Origin of the sequence: Bacillus sp. TH17 (genome assembly GCF_016651125.1) — a bacterium.
GTDB classification, from domain to species: domain Bacteria; phylum Bacillota; class Bacilli; order Bacillales; family Bacillaceae_G; genus Bacillus_A; species Bacillus_A mycoides.
In genome coordinates, this window is sequence record NZ_JAEKEN010000001.1 from 1,147,566 (window position 1) to 1,166,692 (window position 19,127).

Below are 19,127 nucleotides of genomic sequence, written 5' to 3' on the forward strand. Positions count from 1 at the left end.
ATGACAAAAATCACAGTAATAGGAGCAGGTAGCTGGGGAACAGCGTTAGCGATGGTATTAGCTGACAATGGGCATGATGTACGTATTTGGGGAAACCGTCCTGAACTCATGAATGAAATTAATACGAAGCGTGAGAACAGTAGATATCTTCCAGGGATTACATTGCCAAGCACAATCGTAGCCTACTCTTCTTTAGAAGAAGCATTAGTAGATGTAAATACAGTACTGCTAGTAGTACCGACGAAAGCGTACCGAGACGTATTGCAAGAGATGAAAGAAATTGTTACAGAGCCAATTACTTGGATTCATGCAAGTAAAGGAATCGAACCAGGTACGTCAAAACGTATTTCGGAAGTGATTGAGGAAGAAATTCCAGAGAGCTTGATTAAGGATGTTGTTGTACTATCTGGGCCGAGTCACGCTGAAGAAGTTGGATTGCGTCAAGCGACAACTGTTACGTCTGCAGCAAAGCGTATGGAAGCGGCTGAGGGAGTACAAGATTTGTTTATGAATAGCTATTTCCGTGTATATACAAACCCAGATATCGTTGGAGTTGAACTTGGTGGTGCTTTAAAAAATATTATTGCACTAGCTGCGGGGATATCTGACGGGCTTGGATTAGGTGATAATGCGAAAGCGGCATTAATGACACGTGGTTTAACAGAGATTGCTCGTTTAGGAAGAAAAATGGGCGGAAATCCGTTAACATTTGCTGGTCTAACTGGTATGGGAGACTTAATTGTAACTTGTACAAGTGTGCATAGCCGAAATTGGCGCGCTGGAAATATGCTTGGAAAAGGGCACTCTTTAGAAGAAGTGCTAGAAAGTATGGGTATGGTTGTAGAAGGTGTAAGAACAACGAAAGCTGCTCATGAATTGGCAGAGAAAATGGAAGTTGAAATGCCGATTACAGCTGCTTTATATGACGTGCTGTTCAATGGGAATAATGTGAAAGACGCAGTAGGCTCATTGATGGGACGTGTTCGAAAACATGAAGTTGAAGCGATACCTGATTTGTTATAAAGAAAGCGGTAGAAGTACATTTCGTACTTCTACCGCTTTTTGTTTTTTATGGGTCTTTTCACCAATTTTTCATCTCTGCATAGGATGAAGAGTAACTTGAGGAGAGGGTGAAAAGAATGGATAACAACATTTTTAATAACATTGAAAAAGAAGCGAAAGTGAACAAAGAAGATATTTTTAAATTAGCGTCGTCTGTTCAAAATGCGAACTTACGTGATGAGACAGTGCTTCGCCAATTGATTCATCAAGTTGCTCTAATGGCAGGACGCGAAGTGCCGAAAGAGCAAGAGGATCAAATTGTAAAAGCGATTATTAACAATAATATGCCGGCGGATTTTGGTTCGTTAAGTAAAATGTTTAAAAAATAAATTATGAGAAACAAAGAGTTTAGAGAATGCATATGATAGTTATGAAAGAATGGGAATAGAGCTGTTAAGGGCATATTTGGTCAACCGAAGCGCATCATTTCGTGCTTCGGTTTTATTATTTTAAATAAAAATCATCAATTCACGGAAAAATGATGATTTTTATTTGTTTAAAGATTTTAATTTGTTAAAATAGTATAAAAATAGATTGAAAGTAAAGGGGTGTATATATGTCGGAAGGACTTATGAAAATGTGGTTTGCTTTAGGGGCAATTGGATTTATGTTTCTTGCAGTAAGTTTTATTTTATTGAGTAGGCATAAAATGAAGAATAAATTTTTGAAAGGGATTACAGCTTTAGTAGCGTACACCCTCATGATTGTATCGGGAATTGTTATTTTCCTTGTTGTATTTAGTGGCCCTATTGAGCAATAAAGGATGTGTAGTCGGTAAATGTTACAAAAGCAACAGTCCATACTAGCATGAAAAGGTGATTGTCAGTGAAAAAAATCCATATTATTTTAATATTTTGTTGCATGAGCATTTTAACAGGGTGTATGTATCCAAGAGAAAATATGAAACAAAGTGCTATTCCTTATGAAGACCAGTTGCAAGTTGTACAAAAAGCCATTAATACATATAAGGAGCAAACGGATGGTTTATTACCAATTAAGACGCGTGATATGAGTACGCCGATTTATCAGAAGTATCCAATTGATTTTCAAAAAATTGCCCCAAGGTACATACAAGAGGCACCAGGGAATGCGTATGAAAGTGGTGGAGTATATCAATATGTATTAATAGATGTTGAAAAAAATCCGACAGTAAAGTTAATTGATGTGAGAATGGCGGAACAAATTCAAGAAGTGGCATTGAAGCTAAGAATGTATCGTGATGAACATCAATATCCACCTTTTAAAAAAGTGATCACAGATGGTGTTTATGAATTAGACTTCAAAAAACTAGGATATAAAGATGTACCACAAGTGACAAGTCCGTACTCAGGAAAAGGTCTCCCTCTTGTAATTAATGAAAAAGGAGAATTGTTTGTTGATTATAGAATCGACTTATATGAAGCGTTGAAAAAAAATGAAGGACAATTTAAAGAAGGTGAAGATATCCGGAGTATACTATCGAAGGATTCCCCGTTTGTTCCTGCATACTCTTTGCCGTATACAGTAAAAAATGGAGAACCAATTTTTTTAAAATCATAAGTCATGAACCTTTCTTTTAGTGAATAAGTTCTAGAAGAAAGGTTTTTTATGTTATACAACTTGCGATGCAAACAAAAGGTATTTTTAAATAGTCATATGAAATTGGACAAAATTATATGATATATTGTCCGAACTTCTAGAATACCATTATATTATATCAGATATTATAGGCAACATTAGAGAAGGTATTAGTTGACTATAAACGTGGAATTATTCCCAAAAATATTGAGGGAGGGAATCACTTGGAAAAGGTAGATATTTTTAAAGATATTGCGGAACGCACAGGCGGTGATATTTATTTTGGAGTTGTAGGAGCTGTTCGAACAGGGAAATCAACATTTATTAAAAAATTTATGGAACTTGTTGTTATTCCCAATATTGAAAATGAGTCAGACCGTCAAAGAGCGCAGGATGAACTGCCTCAAAGTGCTGCTGGTCGTACAATAATGACGACGGAACCGAAGTTTGTTCCAAACCAAGCGGTTTCTATCGAAGTAGATGAAGGTCTTGAAGTAAATATTCGATTAGTAGATTGTGTTGGATATACGGTTCCAGGAGCAAAAGGCTATGAAGATGAGAATGGTCCGCGCATGATTAATACTCCTTGGTATGAAGAGCCTATTCCATTCCATGAAGCTGCAGAAATCGGAACACGTAAAGTAATTCAAGAGCATTCAACAATTGGTGTCGTTATTACAACAGATGGAACAATTGGTGAAATTCCAAGAAGAGATTATATAGAGGCAGAAGAACGCGTTGTAAATGAGTTAAAAGAAGTAGGAAAGCCTTTCATTATGATTATCAATACTGTACAGCCATACCATCCAGATACGGAGCAGTTACGTCAAAGTTTATCAGAAGAATATGATATCCCAGTAATTGCGATGAGTGTAGAGAGTTTAAGAGAAACAGATGTGTATAACGTACTGCGAGAAGCATTATTCGAGTTCCCGGTTTTAGAAGTGAATGTAAACCTTCCGAGCTGGGTAATGGTGCTAAATGAAGGGCATTGGTTACGCCAAAGTTATCAGGAAGCGGTTCAAGAGACTGTAAAGGATATAAAACGTCTTCGTGATGTGGACCGTGTCGTTTGGCAGTTTAGTCAATATGAATTTATTGATCGAGCAAGTCTAGCTGGCATCGATATGGGGCAAGGTGTGGCAGAGATTGATTTATATGCGCCAGATGAATTGTATGATCAAATTTTAAAAGAAGTAGTAGGAGTAGAGATTCGAGGGAAAGATCATTTATTAAAGCTTATGCTCGATTTATCTCATGCGAAAACAGAATATGACCAAGTGGCAGATGCCTTGCGGATGGTAAAACAAACCGGATATGGAGTAGCAGCGCCTGCATTAGCTGATATGAGCTTAGATGAACCGGAAATTATTCGTCACGGCTCAAGGTTCGGTGTTAAATTAAAAGCGGTTGCGCCGTCTATTCATATGATTAAAGTGGATGTAGAATCAACATTTGAACCAATTATCGGTACTGAAAAACAAAGTGAAGAACTAGTTCGTTACTTGATGCAAGATTTTGAAGATGACCCGCTATCAATTTGGAATTCTGATATATTTGGGCGCTCTCTTAGCTCTATTGTTAGAGAAGGAATTCAAGCGAAGTTATCTCTAATGCCAGAAAACGCTCGTTATAAATTAAAAGAAACGCTAGAAAGAATTATTAATGAAGGATCTGGCGGATTAATTGCGATTATACTATAAGAAAAAATCCCTCTAATTGTAGAGGGATTTTTTCTTTTTGAGTACGTAATAGAAAAATAAACAGTCATTATCTAATATTTTGTTGTAAATTGTCAAGTTTCATCAGAATTTCACATTTTTAGAGTAACAATTTCCTTAAAAATATTGAATTATAAAGGAGAATCGTATAATATAGGCGTTGATAATGATTTATCTACATCTTTGTAGTATAGAATTTGTAAAAATTGCCTACAAATGAAAGTAAGACTCATTTTATGATCATTATACAGTCTTATCTTTGGGAGGAGGTGAATGGCATGAACAAGACAGATTTAATCAATGCTGTTGCAGAAGCAAGTTCCCTTTCTAAAAAGGACGCAACAAAAGCAGTGGACGCTGTTTTTGATTCTATCTTAGAAGCTTTAAAACAAGGTGATAAAGTACAACTAATCGGATTCGGTAACTTCGAAGTTCGTGAGCGTGCGGCTCGTAAAGGTCGTAACCCACAAACAGGTGAGGAGATTGAAATCGCTGCAAGTAAAGTACCTGCATTCAAACCTGGTAAAGCGTTAAAAGATGCGGTTAAATAATCCTTACATATTAACAGGGAAGAAGAGTTTCCTTTTTGGAAACTCTTCTTTTTGCTTTTAAAAACATAAATATGCTAGAATGTGTTCGTATCACTTTTAGGTTTTTCGGGAGGGCTAGCGGATGGCAAAAGTTAATTTAGAACAAATTGAACATGCAGTACGTCTTATTTTAGAGGCAATCGGAGATGACCCAAATCGCGAGGGAGTACTTGATACACCGAAACGTGTTGCGAAAATGTACGCAGAAGTATTCTCAGGAATGCATGAGGATCCGAAAGAGCATTTACACAAAGTATTCGGAGAAGACCACGAAGAGCTTGTGCTAGTAAAAGATATACCATTCTATTCGATGTGTGAGCATCATCTTGTTCCGTTTTATGGAGTTGCTCACGTTGCATATATTCCGCAAGGTGGAAAAGTAACGGGACTAAGTAAATTAGCTCGTACTGTAGACACAATTGCGCGTCGTCCGCAACTACAAGAACGTATTACATCAACAGTAGCTAACTCTATTATGGAAGTACTAGAGCCGCATGGTGTAATGGTAGTAGTAGAAGCAGAGCATATGTGTATGACGATGCGTGGTGTGAAAAAGCCTGGTGCGAAAACAGTAACGACTGCAGTGCGCGGCGTGTTAGAAAATGATGCAGCAGCACGTAGTGAAATTTTATCGTTTATTAAGACGAATTAAAGAAGAGCGGGAAACTGCTTTTCTTTTTTTATATACAAAAAAATGATATAGTTTTAATGTTAAAGAGCAAGAATATAAAGGTTGAAAATTACTTCTGCCTTTTGTGTAAATGAATGTTTGTAGTTGTTAGAGACGAAGATAACTTGTATGAATAAAAGTTGAGGCTTTATTCGGTAGCAGTTTGGCAGAAGTAGCCAAGTTTTGATTATAGAAAATAGAATGTATGTGTTATAATAAATTTTATGAATTAGAAAACAAGGGTGATTTTTTGTGTGTGACATCTACGGAGGGTATGCGGGTATTAAAGAGAAATTGATGGAGAAATTACGCCATCCTTATTTTATAAACTATATTGAAGAACCATTTATTGATGAAGAAAAAATAGCGCTGTTATACGGTGCATTAAAAAGTGCAAATATACATAAAGAACAAATTGATCATTATGTCGTAACGATTATGCTTGTACAAATTGCTCTTGATACACATGAAAAAGTATCAAATAAAGCAAACGAAGAGACGAGTGGATTCCATAAGCGTCGTCAATTGACAGTTCTTGCAGGGGATTATTATAGTGGTCTATACTATTACTTATTGTCAATGAATTGTGATATTATCTTAATTCGTGCACTTGCTGAAGGAATTAAGGAGATTAATGAACATAAAATTATGCTATATCAAAAAGCACATGTGACGATTCAAGACATAATGGAAAGTGTAGTAATAATTGAATCTGCGCTTTTGCAAAAAACATGTGATCATTTTCAGTTATCTAATTGGAAACCATATATAACTTATGTGTTAGGAAAAAATCGTCTTCAAAAAGAGTGTCAATTGTATGCTGATAAACAAAATTCACCTGTTTTTCAAGCAGTCCAAAAAATCTCATTGGATGATGATAAAAATTTGGAAACAGTTATTAATGAATGGCTTATGGAAATGAGAAAGCAGGAAGAAAATTTTTTAGAGAATCATACAGAAGTTAATGAGATAATTTCTATGTTAAGAGATAAATCAAGGACATAAGCAACTTTACATTGGAAGAAGGTACGAGCATGCAACAATCAAAAGAAGAAAGAGTACATGACGTATTTGAGAAAATTTCTGATAAATACGATGTGATGAATTCTGTAATTAGTTTTCAAAGGCATAAGGCATGGCGCAAAGAAACGATGCGAATTATGGATGTGAAACCCGGGAGTAAGGCACTTGATGTATGCTGCGGGACGGCAGATTGGACAATTGCACTAGCGGGAGCTGTAGGTGAAGATGGGAAGGTTTACGGTTTAGACTTTAGCGAAAATATGCTAGCTGTCGGTAAACAAAAGGTAGAAGCTTTAGAATTAAAGCAAGTAGAACTTATACATGGAAATGCAATGGAACTTCCTTATGAAGATAATACGTTTGATTATGTAACAATTGGTTTTGGGTTACGTAACGTTCCGGATTACATGCAAGTATTAAAAGAAATGACGCGTGTAGTAAAGCCTGGTGGAAAAGTAATTTGCCTGGAAACATCTCAACCAACGATGATAGGTTTTCGTCAAGGGTATGTCTTATACTTTAAATATATCATGCCGTTATTTGGAAAGATGTTTGCGAAAAGTTATAAAGAATATTCATGGCTTCAGGAATCTGCTAGTACATTCCCAGGGATGAAAGAGTTAGCATGTATGTTTGAAGAAGCTGGGCTTAAGAATGTGCAAGTGAAACCATTTACTTTTGGTGTAGCAGCTATGCATTTAGGTATTAAACCAGAATCAAAATAGAAAATAGAAAAAAGAAAAAGAAAAAAGAAAAAAGACGTTTTAGGTTAAGGTGAACAATATGAAGTTACAACTTATGTACTCTTTTTTACGATCGGATATTAATGTTATAGAAAAAGAATTGAAGAAGACAGTTGCTTCTGAGCAGCCGTTAGTAGAAGAAGCGGCATTACAGCTTATTGAAGCAGGCGGGAAGCGGATTCGCCCTGTTTTTGTTTTGCTTGCAGGGAAATTTGGGGATTATAAGTTAGATGCAATTAAGCATGTTGCGGTTGCATTAGAACTAATTCATATGGCTTCGCTTGTTCACGATGATGTCATTGATGCTGCGTTTTTACGACGCGGTAGCGCAACAGTGAATGCGAAATGGGGAGATCGTATTGCAATGTATACAGGAGACTACTTGTTTGCGAAGTCTCTTGAATGTATAACAAATATAGAAATTCCAGATGCACATCAAGCGTTGTCTCATACAATTTTAGAAGTTTGTAAAGGTGAAATCGAACAAATTAAAGATAAGTATAACTATGATCAAAATTTACGAACGTATTTAAGAAGGATAAAACGAAAAACAGCATTGTTAATCGCCGCAAGTTGTCAGTTGGGAGCGATTGCTGCTGGTGCTAATCGTGATACTGTAAATCGTCTATTTTGGTACGGATATTTTGTTGGTATGTCTTATCAAATTATTGATGATATTTTAGATTTCGTATCGACAGAAGAGAAGCTTGGAAAGCCTGCTGGTGGTGATTTATTACAAGGTAACATTACATTACCTGTTTTGTATGCCATGGAAGATCCAGTTCTTCGTCAAAAAATTACATCTGTGCATGAAAATACAACAGCAAGTGAAATGAAAGAAATTATTGATGATATTAAAGCGAGCGAAGCTATTGATAAAGCATTTTCGTTTAGTGAACGTTATTTACATAAAGCATTAGAAATAATAAAACCACTCCCTCGTGGACAGGCGAAGTATGCGTTGCAAAATGTCGCAAAGTATATTGGAAAACGAAAATTTTAGTGTTTTGTCTAAAAAATAAAATAATCTCTCTATTTCAAAACTATTGCGCAATTGTGATAAGGGTGTTAATATGTGTGTGGGGATATACAATTACATACATAATTCAGAAGTGGAGAGATTTTTTATGGAAAAAACATTTCTAATGGTAAAACCAGACGGTGTACAACGTGCCTTCATTGGGGAAATTGTAGCTCGTTTTGAGAAAAAGGGCTTTCAATTAGTTGGTGCAAAATTAATGCAAGTTACTCCGGAAATTGCTGAACAACACTACGGTGAGCATAAAGAAAGACCTTTCTTTGGTGAATTAGTAGACTTTATTACATCTGGTCCTGTATTCGCAATGGTATGGCAAGGTGAAGGTGTAGTAGATACAGCACGCAATATGATGGGTAAAACACGACCACATGAAGCTGCTCCTGGAACAATTCGTGGAGATTTCGGTGTAACTGTTGCGAAAAACATTATCCACGGTTCGGATTCTTTAGAAAGTGCAGAACGCGAGATTGCTATTTTCTTTAAGGAAGAAGAATTAGTAGACTACTCAAAATTAATGAATCAATGGATTTACTAATTATTTTGAAATAATTTGTAAACGCTTTAATAACTGTGATAATAGTAAAAAGTGTGAGAAGAATAGGGGTATTCTTCTTGCACTTTTTTTATTTCGATCAGTTACGAAGTTAGGGCTGTTATGATATATTGGTATGTAAAGTAAAAGGTCTACTATTATGAAAATAATCGAACAATTACAAGTAGGGAAAGCAAACATTCGATTTACTATATAATTTCTTTGTATTTTAAAGAGTGATGGAAGATAATATAGCTGCTTTATGTAGCGGGATAAATACATATGCGAAAAGAGGAATAACGTATGCGATATATTACAGCTGGTGAATCCCACGGTCCGCAACTTACGACAATTTTAGAAGGTGTTCCGGCAGGGGTATCTTTAGTAGCGAATGATATAAATGAAGAATTAGCTAGAAGACAAAAAGGATATGGACGCGGTAGACGCATGCAAATTGAGAAAGACCAAGTGCAAATTGTAAGTGGTGTTAGGCATGGGAAGACGATGGGGTCACCGATTGCACTTGTTGTTGAAAATCGTGATTTTACACATTGGACAAAGGTTATGGGTGCAGAGCCGTTAACTGAGCAGGAAGAGAAAGAAATGAAAAGGCAAGTTACGAAACCTAGACCTGGACACGCAGATTTAAATGGTGCGATTAAATATGGTCATAGAGATATGAGGAATGTATTAGAGCGTTCTTCAGCACGTGAAACGACAGTTCGTGTTGCAGCTGGTGCAGTTGCAAAAAAAATATTAGCGGAATTAGGTATACAAGTAGCGGGACATGTTATCGAGATTGGTGGTGTACAGGCAGCAAATATTAAATATAACTCTATTGTGGAATTACAAAGTACTACAGAAGCATCTCCTGTACGTTGTTTAGATGAAGAGGCCGGTAAAAAGATGATGCAAGCAATTGATGATGCGAAGGCAAATGGTGATTCTATCGGTGGTATTGTTGAAGTAGTTGTAGAAGGAATGCCAATTGGAGTAGGTAGCTATGTACATTATGATAGAAAATTAGATGCAAAATTAGCAGCGGCAATTATGAGTATTAACGCTTTTAAAGGTGTTGAAATTGGAATTGGTTTTGAAGCAGCACATAGACCTGGAAGTGAAGTGCATGATGAAATCCTTTGGGATGAAGTGCAAGGGTACAGAAGAAAAACGAACAATGCAGGTGGATTAGAAGGTGGCATGACAACTGGTATGCCGGTTGTTGTGCGCGGTGTTATGAAACCGATACCGACATTATATAAACCGCTTCAAAGTGTTGATATTGATACGAAAGAACCTTTTACAGCGAGTATTGAACGTTCAGATAGTTGTGCAGTGCCAGCAGCTAGCGTTGTGGCTGAAGCTGTTGTAGCTTGGGAGCTCGCAATAGCTTTAATTGAACAATTTGGATTGGATCGTATCGATCTTATACGTGAAAATATTGAGAAACATAATGAATATGCGAGGGGATTTTAATGGAGAACATACATATTCAAACGAAATCAAAAGAATATGATGTACATGTTGGAAGGGAGGCGTTGTCACACTTAACAACGCTTATTCAAAAAATGAATCCTGCAGTATCTAACATAATGATTATTTCTGATGAAGCTGTTGCATCACTGCATTTACAGACAGTTGTTGATGCATTGCAAGTAGAGCAAAAAGTATTTTCGTTTGTTGTACCGAGTGGCGAAAAAGAGAAGTCTTTTGAAAATTTCTATGAGGCTCACACTTCGGCTCTTGAAAATAAATTAGATAGAAATTCTTTAATCATCGCACTTGGAGGCGGAATGATTGGAGATTTGGCTGGATTTGTTGCCGCGTCGTTTATGCGTGGTATTCGCTTTGTCCAAGTTCCAACGACTTTATTAGCTCACGATAGCGCAGTAGGCGGGAAAGTAGCAATTAACCATCCACTAGGAAAAAATATGATTGGAGCGTTTCATCAGCCAGAAGCTGTTGTATATCATACGCCATTTTTACATTCACTTCCTGAAAAAGAGTGGCGATCAGGTTATGCAGAAGTGATAAAGCATGCTCTTATTGGTGATGTAGAGCTATATCATTGGTTAAAAGAAGAAGTGCAAACGTTAACGGATCTTCGTGATGAAAAGTTAATTCATATATTAACGAAGGCGATTCCTGTGAAAGCGAATATTGTGTCGCAAGACGAAACAGAAAAAGGTGTACGTGCCCATTTGAATTTTGGGCATACGTTAGGACATGCTCTTGAAAAAGAGTTAGGATATGGGAATATTACTCACGGTGATGGAGTAGCGGTTGGCATGCTATTTGCGATGTTTTTAAGTGAGCAAGTGTACAAAGTTGATCTTTCTTATGAAGAAATGAAGCAGTGGTTCTTGAAATACGGTTATCCAAAAATGCCAAGTGACTTGAATGTAGAACGTCTCGTTCAGTTGATGAAACAAGATAAAAAAGCAAATGCTGGAACAATTCATATGGTGCTTATGCAGGAATATGGGGGAGTGAATGTCGTATCTATTTCAGATGAGACTGTTCATATTGCGTTAGAAGCATTTCAAAAGGATATGGTGTAAAAAGTCATAGAACAGGTATGAAATGCATATTTAAAGGTATTCTCGTAATGGTGACGGTTATGATTAAAGATGACAGTAAGACATTATAAATCATATCAATGACTGGGGGAAGAAAAGTGAGAGTAAAAGAGCAATTGTTAACTTTGAGAGCATATGTACCTGGGAAAAATATTGAGGAAGTAAAAAGAGAATACGGATTATCAAAAATTGTAAAACTAGCATCGAATGAAAATCCGTTTGGCTGCTCTGCGCGTGTGACAGAAGCATTAACTTCGTTAGCTAATCAATATGCACTCTATCCGGACGGGGCGGCATTTGAGCTTCGTGAGAAAGTAGCAGAGCATTTAGGTGTAAAAGCGGAACAGCTTTTATTTGGTAGTGGGCTAGATGAAGTCATTCAAATGATTAGTCGTGCTTTGCTACATAATGGAACAAATGTTGTAATGGCGAACCCTACGTTCTCGCAATACCATCACCATGCTGTTATTGAAGGAGCAGAAGTTCGTGAAGTACCACTTAAAGATGGCATTCACGATTTAGATGCAATGTTACAACAAGTAGATGAGAAAACGAAGATTGTATGGATTTGTAATCCGAATAATCCGACAGGTACATATGTAGAAAAACAAAAATTACTTTCATTTTTAGAATCAGTTCCAAAGTCAGCGCTCGTTATTATGGACGAAGCATATTATGAATATGCTGGGGCAGAAGATTATCCGCAAACATTACCTCTTCTTGAAAAGTACGAAAATCTTATAGTGTTACGCACATTCTCAAAAGCATATGGATTAGCTGCTTTTCGTATTGGATATGCGATTGGTGATGCAAAGCTTATTGGGCAGCTAGAGGTAGCAAGACTACCATTTAACACATCAACTATCGCCCAAGCGGTAGCATTAGCGGCAATAGAGGATCAACAGTTTTTACAAGAGTGTGTGAAGAAAAATGCCGGAGGATTAAATCAATATTATGCATTTTGTAAGGAATATAACGTATTCTACTATCCATCTCAAACGAATTTTATTTTCTTGAAACTTGGTATACCTGGTAATGAAGCTTTCGAACGATTAATGAAAAAAGGATATATCGTTCGTTCTGGTGCAGCATTTGGTATGCATGATGGTATTCGTATTACTGTTGGATTAAAAGAAGAAAATGATGAGATTATTGAATTACTTACGGAACTTGTAAAAGAACAAGTGAAGAAAGAAGAAACGTATTCTTAAGAAATGGTGGAGGCTCCTGTTACAGGAGCCTTTTTCATTTGAACTGCAATAAGGGGAGTTGTTTGCACGTTCAAGAAAGAAAACGTTACAATAGAAGTAGACGTATAAGAAGAACTATTGTACATATAACTTATTTAAAATGTGAGGAGGATACAGTTTGAAACTAGTAGGACGAAAAAATAGTTTGAATGGGAAAATTGTTGTTCCAGGAGATAAATCTATTTCGCATCGCTCTGTTATGTTTGGAGCGATAGCGGAAGGGACGACGAAAGTATCAAATTTTTTATTAGGAGAAGATTGTTTAAGTACAATTGCATGTTTTCAAAAACTAGGTGTCCAGATTGAACAGTTTGGTAACGATGTCACGATTTACGGTAAAGGATTACATAATTTACAAGAACCGAAAGAAGTATTAGATGTGGGGAATTCAGGGACGACTATTCGTCTTATGCTTGGGATTTTAGCAAATACGCCGTTCCATAGTACGATAATTGGTGATGCATCAATTGGAAAACGTCCTATGAAACGTGTTACAGACCCGCTTAGTAAGATGAATGCTCAAATTGATGGTAGAGAAAACGGACAATATACACCTTTATCTATTCGCGGTGGTAAGGTAAAAGGTATGCATTACCATTCACCAGTAGCAAGCGCACAAGTGAAGTCAGCAGTTTTACTTGCGGGTTTGCAAGGGGAAGGGATTACTACGGTAACAGAGCCTATGCAATCTCGTGATCATACGGAAAGAATGTTGCGTGCATTCGGTTGTACCGTAGATGTTAATGGACGGACTGTTTCATTACAAGGTGGACAACAACTTAAAGGTGCAGACATAGAAGTTCCAGGAGATATTTCTTCGGCGGCGTTTTTCTTAGTAGCTGGTGCAATTGTCCAAAATAGTAAGCTTGTATTGGAAAACGTTGGTTTAAATCCGACGAGAACAGGGGTTTTAGATGTATTAACAAAGATGGGTGCACTTATTTCTATCGATCATATTAGAAATGAAGAGTTTGAACCGTGCGGGGATATTACGATTGAAACATCTAAACTAAAAGGAATAGAAATTGGTGGAACTCTTATTCCAAGATTAATTGATGAAATTCCTGTAATTGCTTTATTGGCAACGCAGGCAGAAGGAATTACTGTTATTAAAAACGCTGAGGAGTTAAAAGTAAAAGAAACAAATCGTATCGATACGGTTGTAGATGAATTAGGCAAATTAGGTGCGAAGATTGAAGCTACACCAGATGGTATGATTATATATGGTAAACAAAGTTTAAAAGGAAATACTGTTAATAGTCATGGCGATCATCGTATTGGGATGATGCTTGCAATCGCATCGTGTATTATAGATGGAGAAGTGAAAATAGAGAATAGTGATGCGGTCGCTGTATCGTATCCGGAATTTTTCGAACAATTAGCTGCGCTATGAGAGAAAGTATAGGAAGAGGTAGCTCACTCAAAAGGTTGCGTTCTTACACCTAGTTGCTTATGATAAATGAACAGAAGAGAATATTTTTTGAATTAAAGGAGACGTTTATGCAAAAGTTTGAACAGGCTGTTTCTTATATTGAAAACGGTGAAGCAGAAAAAGGATTACAATTATTAAAAGAACAACTACGAGTTGCTAATGATGAAGAGAAGTATGATATCGCTCGTTACTATCATACACTTGGGTTTATGGATGAGGCGTTAGCAATTACTGAAGACTTACGCTTGCTATATCCGGAAGAAAGTGAATTTACGGTATTTTTAGCAGAATTATATATTGATTTAGATAAAGAAGATGAAGCGATTGAAGTGCTTCATGATATTCCAGAAAACGATGATTTATATGTTCAATCGTTATTACTTGTAGCGGATTTATTCCAAATGCAAGGTTTTGATGATGTAGCAGAACAAAAACTATTAAAGGCGAAAGAAATGATGCCAGACGAGCCTGTTATTACGTTTGGGTTAGCAGAATTATATAGTAGTAAAGGTGAAGAGCAAAAGGCGATCACTTATTATGAATCGTTACTAGCAGAACATAAAGTTATGGGTGGTGTTGTCATTGCGCTTCGTCTAGCAGAAACTTTAAGTGCTATTGGAAACTGGGAAGAGGCAATCTCTTACTATGAAGCGGGGTTAGAAGAGCAAAAAGATATTCACTCATTATTTGGATATGCCTTCACATTATACCAAGGAGAAGAATATCAAAGAGCAATTGGTGCTTGGCAAGAATTAAAAGAATTAGATCCTGAATACGCATCGTTATACATGTATTTAGCGAAAAGCTATGAAAAAGAAGGCATGCTTCAAGAAAGCTATGAAACACTTCAAGAAGGAATTAAAGTAGATGAGCTGTCTGTTCCTTTCTATGTAGAATTAGCGAATATTGCGGCGAAATTAGGTAAAATAGCGGAGGCAGAAGAAGTGCTTCAAAAAGCACTGGAGCTAGATCCGGGACATTTAGGTGCGATATTAAAATATGCGTATATTTTAAAAGAACAAGAGAAATACGAAGAGCTAATTGCAGTTGTAGAGCGTGCAATTGACAGTGGAGAACCAGATACACAACTACTTTGGGATCTTGCATTTGCAAAAAAACAATTAGAAATGTATTCGGATGCATTAAAACACTATGAAAGTGCATATACTTCTTTTAAGAATCATCCAGATTTCTTGGAAGAGTACGGTTATTTCTTATTAGAAGAAGGAATGCGAAAAGAGGCGAAAGAAGTATTTACGCAGTTAATACAACTAGACCCGACACAAATTCATATTGAAGAATTGTTATATAATTTAGAGGATTTTTCATAAGTTGGAAGGAAACTGAATGCCGCTTCTTGAATCTAAAAAGAAAAGAGAAAGACAGAGGAGGGACTTAATCGCTATGAATACCCCTGTTTCTGTAAACGAGAAGAAGGATTTTGTAAAATGGTTTTTGAATAATTACCAACTGAAACAGCGTGAATGTGTATGGATTTTGAATTATTTAATGAGTCACGATCAATTAATGCATAAAGTCCACTTCGTAGAACATGCAAAATATTGTCCGCGTGGCTTAGTAATGTCAGCAAATTGTGTGAAAGACACACCGTTTCATTTTTTTAAACAAAATGTAATGACAACAGATGCAGAAAAATCGTTTCATGATATTCGTTTGAATCGAGATGAGGATATTTATATTCAGCTTAATTTTAAATCATCGTTCCAAAATGCAAACTATGTAGCTGTATTAGAAGAAAACCCATATTTGCCAAAGCATATTGAAGTGAATGAAAAAGATCGATTGCTTGCAGAACGATTTTTAGAAGAAAGTGTATTCTCATTTAGAAGAGAACGTCTTTTGAAACAAATTGATGAAGCTTTGGATAAGCAAGATAAGGAAGCATTTCATAGGTTAACAGCAGAGTTGAAAATTTTATAGAATTCATTTTGATTATGTAATCTTTACGAAATTCAGACTTTTTAAGAAAAACTACTTAATAATAGGTAGTTTTTCTTTTTTTACCTCTTTTAGTATGGTTTAATATATATAAAGTGAAAGTTCTGTTATTTCGAATGGAGGAGGGGAGAAAAGGTGAAATGGATTGTAAAAGATGTAGAACAGTTTGAGCAAGCGAGGGAGTATGTAGATACAGGGATTATACCCCTTTTGTCTATTTCGGCAGCAAAAGAGATGAAAATGGTTGTAGAGCAAGGTGAATTTATTGAGGCTTTGAGTATGGAGTTGGAAAGGGAGTATAAAGGAAGAGTGCTTTTACTGCCCGCATTTACGTATTTGGTAGAGAGCCAAAAGAATGAAAAAGACCGTTTGCAAGAATGGACAGATCATTTAAAAAGGCAAGGTTTTAAGCATATTGCCTATGTGACAAGTGACTTTTCATGGAAAGAAGATATGAGAGATGTGCAGGGTGATTTATTTTGGTTTCCATCGTTATCATTAGAGCAATTTAGTGACCAAGCGAAAAGGGAAGTTATTCGTGCACACATAAAAAATATTATGGAAATGTTGGAAGAAAGATGGATAAAATAATAATAAACAGAAAGTTCTTATTATTATGAGTAGTATGATATTGACCTATGCAAGAGGGTATTATATCATGATAGTGTCCTAGTTTTTATTTTTTATATAATTTTTTCACGAGGGGACAATTTCTGATAGAGGGGGGAAATTTTCGTGAGCGAGAAAGAACATCGTGTGTCAAGAAGACAGTTTTTAAATTACACACTTACAGGGGTAGGAGGCTTTATGGCGGCGGGTATTTTAATGCCGATGACGAGGTTTGCGCTTGATCCGGTGTTAAGAAAAGAAGTGGGAACAGATATGGTTGCTGTTGGACAAGTAAAGGATATTACAACAGAGCCGAAGCGCTTCGATTTTAAGGTGAAGCAGGTTGACGGATGGTACAAGTCTGAAGAGCCAAAATCTGCTTGGGTGCATAAAGATGAAAGCGGAGACATTGTTGCATTTTCTCCAGTGTGTAAACATTTAGGTTGCACAGTGAACTGGAATTCGGACAAAGCACATCCTAATCAATTCTTTTGCCCATGTCACGGGGGACGTTATACAAAAGATGGGATGAACATTAAAGGCACACCGCCTCTTGCTCCGCTTGATGTGTACGAGTCTAAAGTGAAAGATGGAACGCTGTATTTAGGAAAAGCGAAGCCAAGAGGGGGTGCAAAGTAGATGTTAAATAAAATTTATGATTGGGTGGACGAACGTTTAGATATTACACCGATATGGCGTGATATCGCTGATCATGAAGTACCTGAGCATGTTAACCCGGCACATCACTTTTCTGCATTCGTCTATTGCTTTGGAGGACTTACCTTTTTCGTTACAGTAATTCAAATTTTGTCCGGAATGTTTTTGACGATGTATTATGTGCCGGATATTAAAAATGCTTGGGAGTCGGTTTATTATTTACAAAATGAAGTAGCTTACGGGCAAATTGTTCGTGGTATGCATCACTGGGGTGCTAGTCTCGTAATTGTAATGATGTTTTTACATACACTCAGAGTTTTCTTCCAAGGTGCGTATAAAAAGCCTCGTGAGTTAAACTGGATTGTTGGTGTTCTTATTTTCTTTGTTATGTTAGGTCTTGGTTTTACCGGATATTTATTACCGTGGGATATGAAAGCGTTATTTGCTACGAAAGTAGGGATTCAAATTGCAGAGCAAACGCCGCTCATTGGTCCTTATATTAAAACATTACTCGCTGGTCATTCCGAAATCGTTGGCGCTCAAACATTAACTCGCTTCTTTGCTATTCACGTCTTCTTCTTACCAGCAGCACTTCTAGGTTTAATGGCCTTCCACTTCATCATGATTCGCAAACAAGGTATTTCCGGTCCGCTATAAGAGATTGCTAAATTAAAGGGGAAAGAACAAAAGGAGGGAGATTATGCATCGCGGCAAAGGGATGAAGTTTGTAGGAGATTCTCGGGTACCAGTAGCCCGGAAACCAAATATTCCAAAAGATTATTCTGAATATCCAGGGAAAACAGAAGCGTTTTGGCCGAATTTCTTGTTAAAAGAATGGATGGTTGGTGCAGTTTTTTTAGTCGGTTATTTATGTTTAACAGTGGCACATCCGTCACCGCTTGAGAGAATGGCGGATCCTACAGATGCAGGATATATACCACTTCCAGATTGGTATTTCTTATTCTTGTATCAGTTATTAAAGTATTCGTATGCTTCAGGCTCATTTACTGTAATTGGTGCGTTTATTATGCCGGGGATTGCGTTTGGAGCGTTACTATTAGCTCCGTTTCTAGATCGAGGCCCAGAAAGAGCACCATTGAAGCGTCCTGTAGCAACGGGGTTTATGCTTTTAGCAATTGCATCGATTATTTTTTTAACTTGGGAATCTGTAGCACACCACGATTGGGAAGCTGCAAAAAAACAAGGAGCAATTGTAAAAACAGCACCAGTTGATAAAAATGATGACGGCTACAAGTTGATGCAAAAAAATACTTGTTTAACATGTCATGGTGACAATTTACAGGGCGGAGCGGCAGCACCGGCTTTACAAAACTTAACTTTAAAACCAGAAGAAATCGCTAAAATTGCGAAAGATGGAAAAGGCTCAATGCCTAAAGGTGTATTTAAAGGTACAGATGAGGAACTGAAAAAGCTTTCGGAATTCGTTGCAAAGTATAATAAAAAATAATAGAAAAGCTGACTACAAAATCTGTAGTCAGCTTTTTATTTTGCGTGCCCAGCTTAGCTGGGCACTGTTTGATGGTGAAAGGTTTAAATAGAATTCTACAAGGATTCAAAAATTATTATAGCCTATCTTCAATTGGACAGAAGTGGCTCGGTAAAATAGATTGGTACGTCTTAGAACGGCTTAACCTTTTTTGGAATAAGAAAAGAAATGTTCGAAAGAAACATGGTCGTATCAAG

21 protein-coding genes are annotated in these 19,127 nt (G+C 36.7%); all 21 read left to right on the forward strand.

The features are described from left to right. The 21 genes from JFT95_RS05795 to qcrC all read left to right on the forward strand — a co-directional run bounded on the left by JFT95_RS05795 (nt 1) and on the right by qcrC (nt 18,891). Nucleotides 1-1,023, forward strand: a complete 1,023-nt coding sequence (locus JFT95_RS05795) for an NAD(P)H-dependent glycerol-3-phosphate dehydrogenase (protein ID WP_002011813.1) — start codon at nt 1-3, stop codon at nt 1,021-1,023. A 116-nt stretch (nt 1,024-1,139) separates the two neighbouring features. Further along, complete coding sequence (locus tag JFT95_RS05800; RefSeq protein ID WP_000369753.1) at nt 1,140-1,391, forward strand: stage VI sporulation protein F; 252 nt, start codon at nt 1,140-1,142, stop codon at nt 1,389-1,391. A gap of 227 nt (nt 1,392-1,618) precedes the next feature. Next, on the forward strand, nt 1,619-1,822 hold the full coding sequence (locus JFT95_RS05805; RefSeq protein WP_002011815.1) for a DUF2768 domain-containing protein: 204 nt from the start codon (nt 1,619-1,621) through the stop codon (nt 1,820-1,822). 65 nt (nt 1,823-1,887) lie between these two features. Further along, nucleotides 1,888-2,601, forward strand: coding sequence for a hypothetical protein (locus JFT95_RS05810; protein WP_002126422.1), 714 nt, complete (start codon nt 1,888-1,890; stop codon nt 2,599-2,601). Between the two features lie 242 nt (nt 2,602-2,843). Next, nucleotides 2,844-4,322, forward strand: coding sequence for a stage IV sporulation protein A (spoIVA, locus tag JFT95_RS05815; protein WP_000416521.1), 1,479 nt, complete (start codon nt 2,844-2,846; stop codon nt 4,320-4,322). Nucleotides 4,323-4,618: 296 nt separating this feature from the next. Next, a complete protein-coding gene (locus JFT95_RS05820) occupies nt 4,619-4,891 on the forward strand; it encodes an HU family DNA-binding protein (RefSeq protein ID WP_001043860.1) in 273 nt (90 codons plus the stop codon). A 121-nt stretch (nt 4,892-5,012) separates the two neighbouring features. Beyond that, nucleotides 5,013-5,582 (forward strand): GTP cyclohydrolase I FolE, encoded by a 570-nt coding sequence (folE, locus tag JFT95_RS05825; RefSeq protein ID WP_002011819.1) that lies wholly within the window; start codon nt 5,013-5,015, stop codon nt 5,580-5,582. Between the two features lie 270 nt (nt 5,583-5,852). Next, nucleotides 5,853-6,605 (forward strand): heptaprenyl diphosphate synthase component 1, encoded by a 753-nt coding sequence (locus JFT95_RS05830; RefSeq protein ID WP_002030763.1) that lies wholly within the window; start codon nt 5,853-5,855, stop codon nt 6,603-6,605. 29 nt (nt 6,606-6,634) lie between these two features. Further along, a complete protein-coding gene (menG, locus tag JFT95_RS05835) occupies nt 6,635-7,348 on the forward strand; it encodes a 2-heptaprenyl-1,4-naphthoquinone methyltransferase (protein ID WP_002141031.1) in 714 nt (237 codons plus the stop codon). 58 nt (nt 7,349-7,406) lie between these two features. Next, complete coding sequence (hepT, locus tag JFT95_RS05840; RefSeq protein WP_002011823.1) at nt 7,407-8,369, forward strand: heptaprenyl diphosphate synthase component II; 963 nt, start codon at nt 7,407-7,409, stop codon at nt 8,367-8,369. Nucleotides 8,370-8,493: 124 nt separating this feature from the next. Beyond that, entirely contained in the window at nt 8,494-8,940 is a 447-nt protein-coding gene (ndk, locus tag JFT95_RS05845; RefSeq protein ID WP_000415879.1) for a nucleoside-diphosphate kinase, read from the forward strand. Nucleotides 8,941-9,240: 300 nt separating this feature from the next. Next, complete coding sequence (gene aroC, locus JFT95_RS05850) at nt 9,241-10,413, forward strand: chorismate synthase (protein ID WP_201051682.1); 1,173 nt, start codon at nt 9,241-9,243, stop codon at nt 10,411-10,413. Further along, the gene (gene aroB / locus JFT95_RS05855) at nt 10,413-11,498 is read left to right on the forward strand and encodes a 3-dehydroquinate synthase (RefSeq protein WP_002011826.1); all 1,086 of its coding nucleotides are present in this window, start codon (nt 10,413-10,415) and stop codon (nt 11,496-11,498) included. Before aroC ends, aroB begins: the two co-directional genes overlap by 1 nt. A gap of 116 nt (nt 11,499-11,614) precedes the next feature. Then, the gene (hisC, locus tag JFT95_RS05860) at nt 11,615-12,727 is read left to right on the forward strand and encodes a histidinol-phosphate transaminase (RefSeq protein WP_088039057.1); all 1,113 of its coding nucleotides are present in this window, start codon (nt 11,615-11,617) and stop codon (nt 12,725-12,727) included. A gap of 157 nt (nt 12,728-12,884) precedes the next feature. Next, a complete protein-coding gene (gene aroA / locus JFT95_RS05865) occupies nt 12,885-14,159 on the forward strand; it encodes a 3-phosphoshikimate 1-carboxyvinyltransferase (protein ID WP_002086617.1) in 1,275 nt (424 codons plus the stop codon). A 107-nt stretch (nt 14,160-14,266) separates the two neighbouring features. Further along, nucleotides 14,267-15,529: a tetratricopeptide repeat protein gene (locus tag JFT95_RS05870; RefSeq protein ID WP_002086616.1), complete on the forward strand. Its 1,263-nt coding sequence runs from the start codon at nt 14,267-14,269 to the stop codon at nt 15,527-15,529. Nucleotides 15,530-15,602: 73 nt separating this feature from the next. Continuing rightward, entirely contained in the window at nt 15,603-16,139 is a 537-nt protein-coding gene (locus JFT95_RS05875; RefSeq protein WP_002086615.1) for a ReoY family proteolytic degradation factor, read from the forward strand. Between the two features lie 153 nt (nt 16,140-16,292). Continuing rightward, entirely contained in the window at nt 16,293-16,748 is a 456-nt protein-coding gene (locus JFT95_RS05880) for a YpiF family protein (RefSeq protein ID WP_002030770.1), read from the forward strand. A 144-nt stretch (nt 16,749-16,892) separates the two neighbouring features. Further along, on the forward strand, nt 16,893-17,405 hold the full coding sequence (gene qcrA, locus JFT95_RS05885; protein WP_002030772.1) for a menaquinol-cytochrome c reductase iron-sulfur subunit: 513 nt from the start codon (nt 16,893-16,895) through the stop codon (nt 17,403-17,405). Then, entirely contained in the window at nt 17,406-18,080 is a 675-nt protein-coding gene (gene qcrB, locus JFT95_RS05890; RefSeq protein WP_000932700.1) for a menaquinol-cytochrome c reductase cytochrome b subunit, read from the forward strand. It abuts the gene before it with no gap. A gap of 43 nt (nt 18,081-18,123) precedes the next feature. Next, entirely contained in the window at nt 18,124-18,891 is a 768-nt protein-coding gene (qcrC, locus tag JFT95_RS05895; protein ID WP_002011836.1) for a menaquinol-cytochrome c reductase cytochrome b/c subunit, read from the forward strand. Nucleotides 18,892-19,127 lie beyond the last annotated feature (236 nt).

Bases quoted from the DNA above. Each gene is read 5' to 3' on its own strand.
- ndk (WP_000415879.1), top strand. From the start codon at position 8,494: ATGGAAAAAACATTTCTAATGGTAAAACCAGACGGTGTACAACGTGCC.
- qcrC (WP_002011836.1), top strand. From the start codon at position 18,124: ATGCATCGCGGCAAAGGGATGAAGTTTGTAGGAGATTCTCGGGTACCA.
- aroB (WP_002011826.1), top strand. From the start codon at position 10,413: ATGGAGAACATACATATTCAAACGAAATCAAAAGAATATGATGTACAT.
- JFT95_RS05870 (WP_002086616.1), top strand. From the start codon at position 14,267: ATGCAAAAGTTTGAACAGGCTGTTTCTTATATTGAAAACGGTGAAGCA.
- JFT95_RS05875 (WP_002086615.1), top strand. From the start codon at position 15,603: ATGAATACCCCTGTTTCTGTAAACGAGAAGAAGGATTTTGTAAAATGG.
- JFT95_RS05800 (WP_000369753.1), top strand. From the start codon at position 1,140: ATGGATAACAACATTTTTAATAACATTGAAAAAGAAGCGAAAGTGAAC.
- qcrB (WP_000932700.1), top strand. From the start codon at position 17,406: ATGTTAAATAAAATTTATGATTGGGTGGACGAACGTTTAGATATTACA.
- hepT (WP_002011823.1), top strand. From the start codon at position 7,407: ATGAAGTTACAACTTATGTACTCTTTTTTACGATCGGATATTAATGTT.
- menG (WP_002141031.1), top strand. From the start codon at position 6,635: ATGCAACAATCAAAAGAAGAAAGAGTACATGACGTATTTGAGAAAATT.
- folE (WP_002011819.1), top strand. From the start codon at position 5,013: ATGGCAAAAGTTAATTTAGAACAAATTGAACATGCAGTACGTCTTATT.
- JFT95_RS05820 (WP_001043860.1), top strand. From the start codon at position 4,619: ATGAACAAGACAGATTTAATCAATGCTGTTGCAGAAGCAAGTTCCCTT.
- JFT95_RS05795 (WP_002011813.1), top strand. From the start codon at position 1: ATGACAAAAATCACAGTAATAGGAGCAGGTAGCTGGGGAACAGCGTTA.
- aroC (WP_201051682.1), top strand. From the start codon at position 9,241: ATGCGATATATTACAGCTGGTGAATCCCACGGTCCGCAACTTACGACA.
- JFT95_RS05805 (WP_002011815.1), top strand. From the start codon at position 1,619: ATGTCGGAAGGACTTATGAAAATGTGGTTTGCTTTAGGGGCAATTGGA.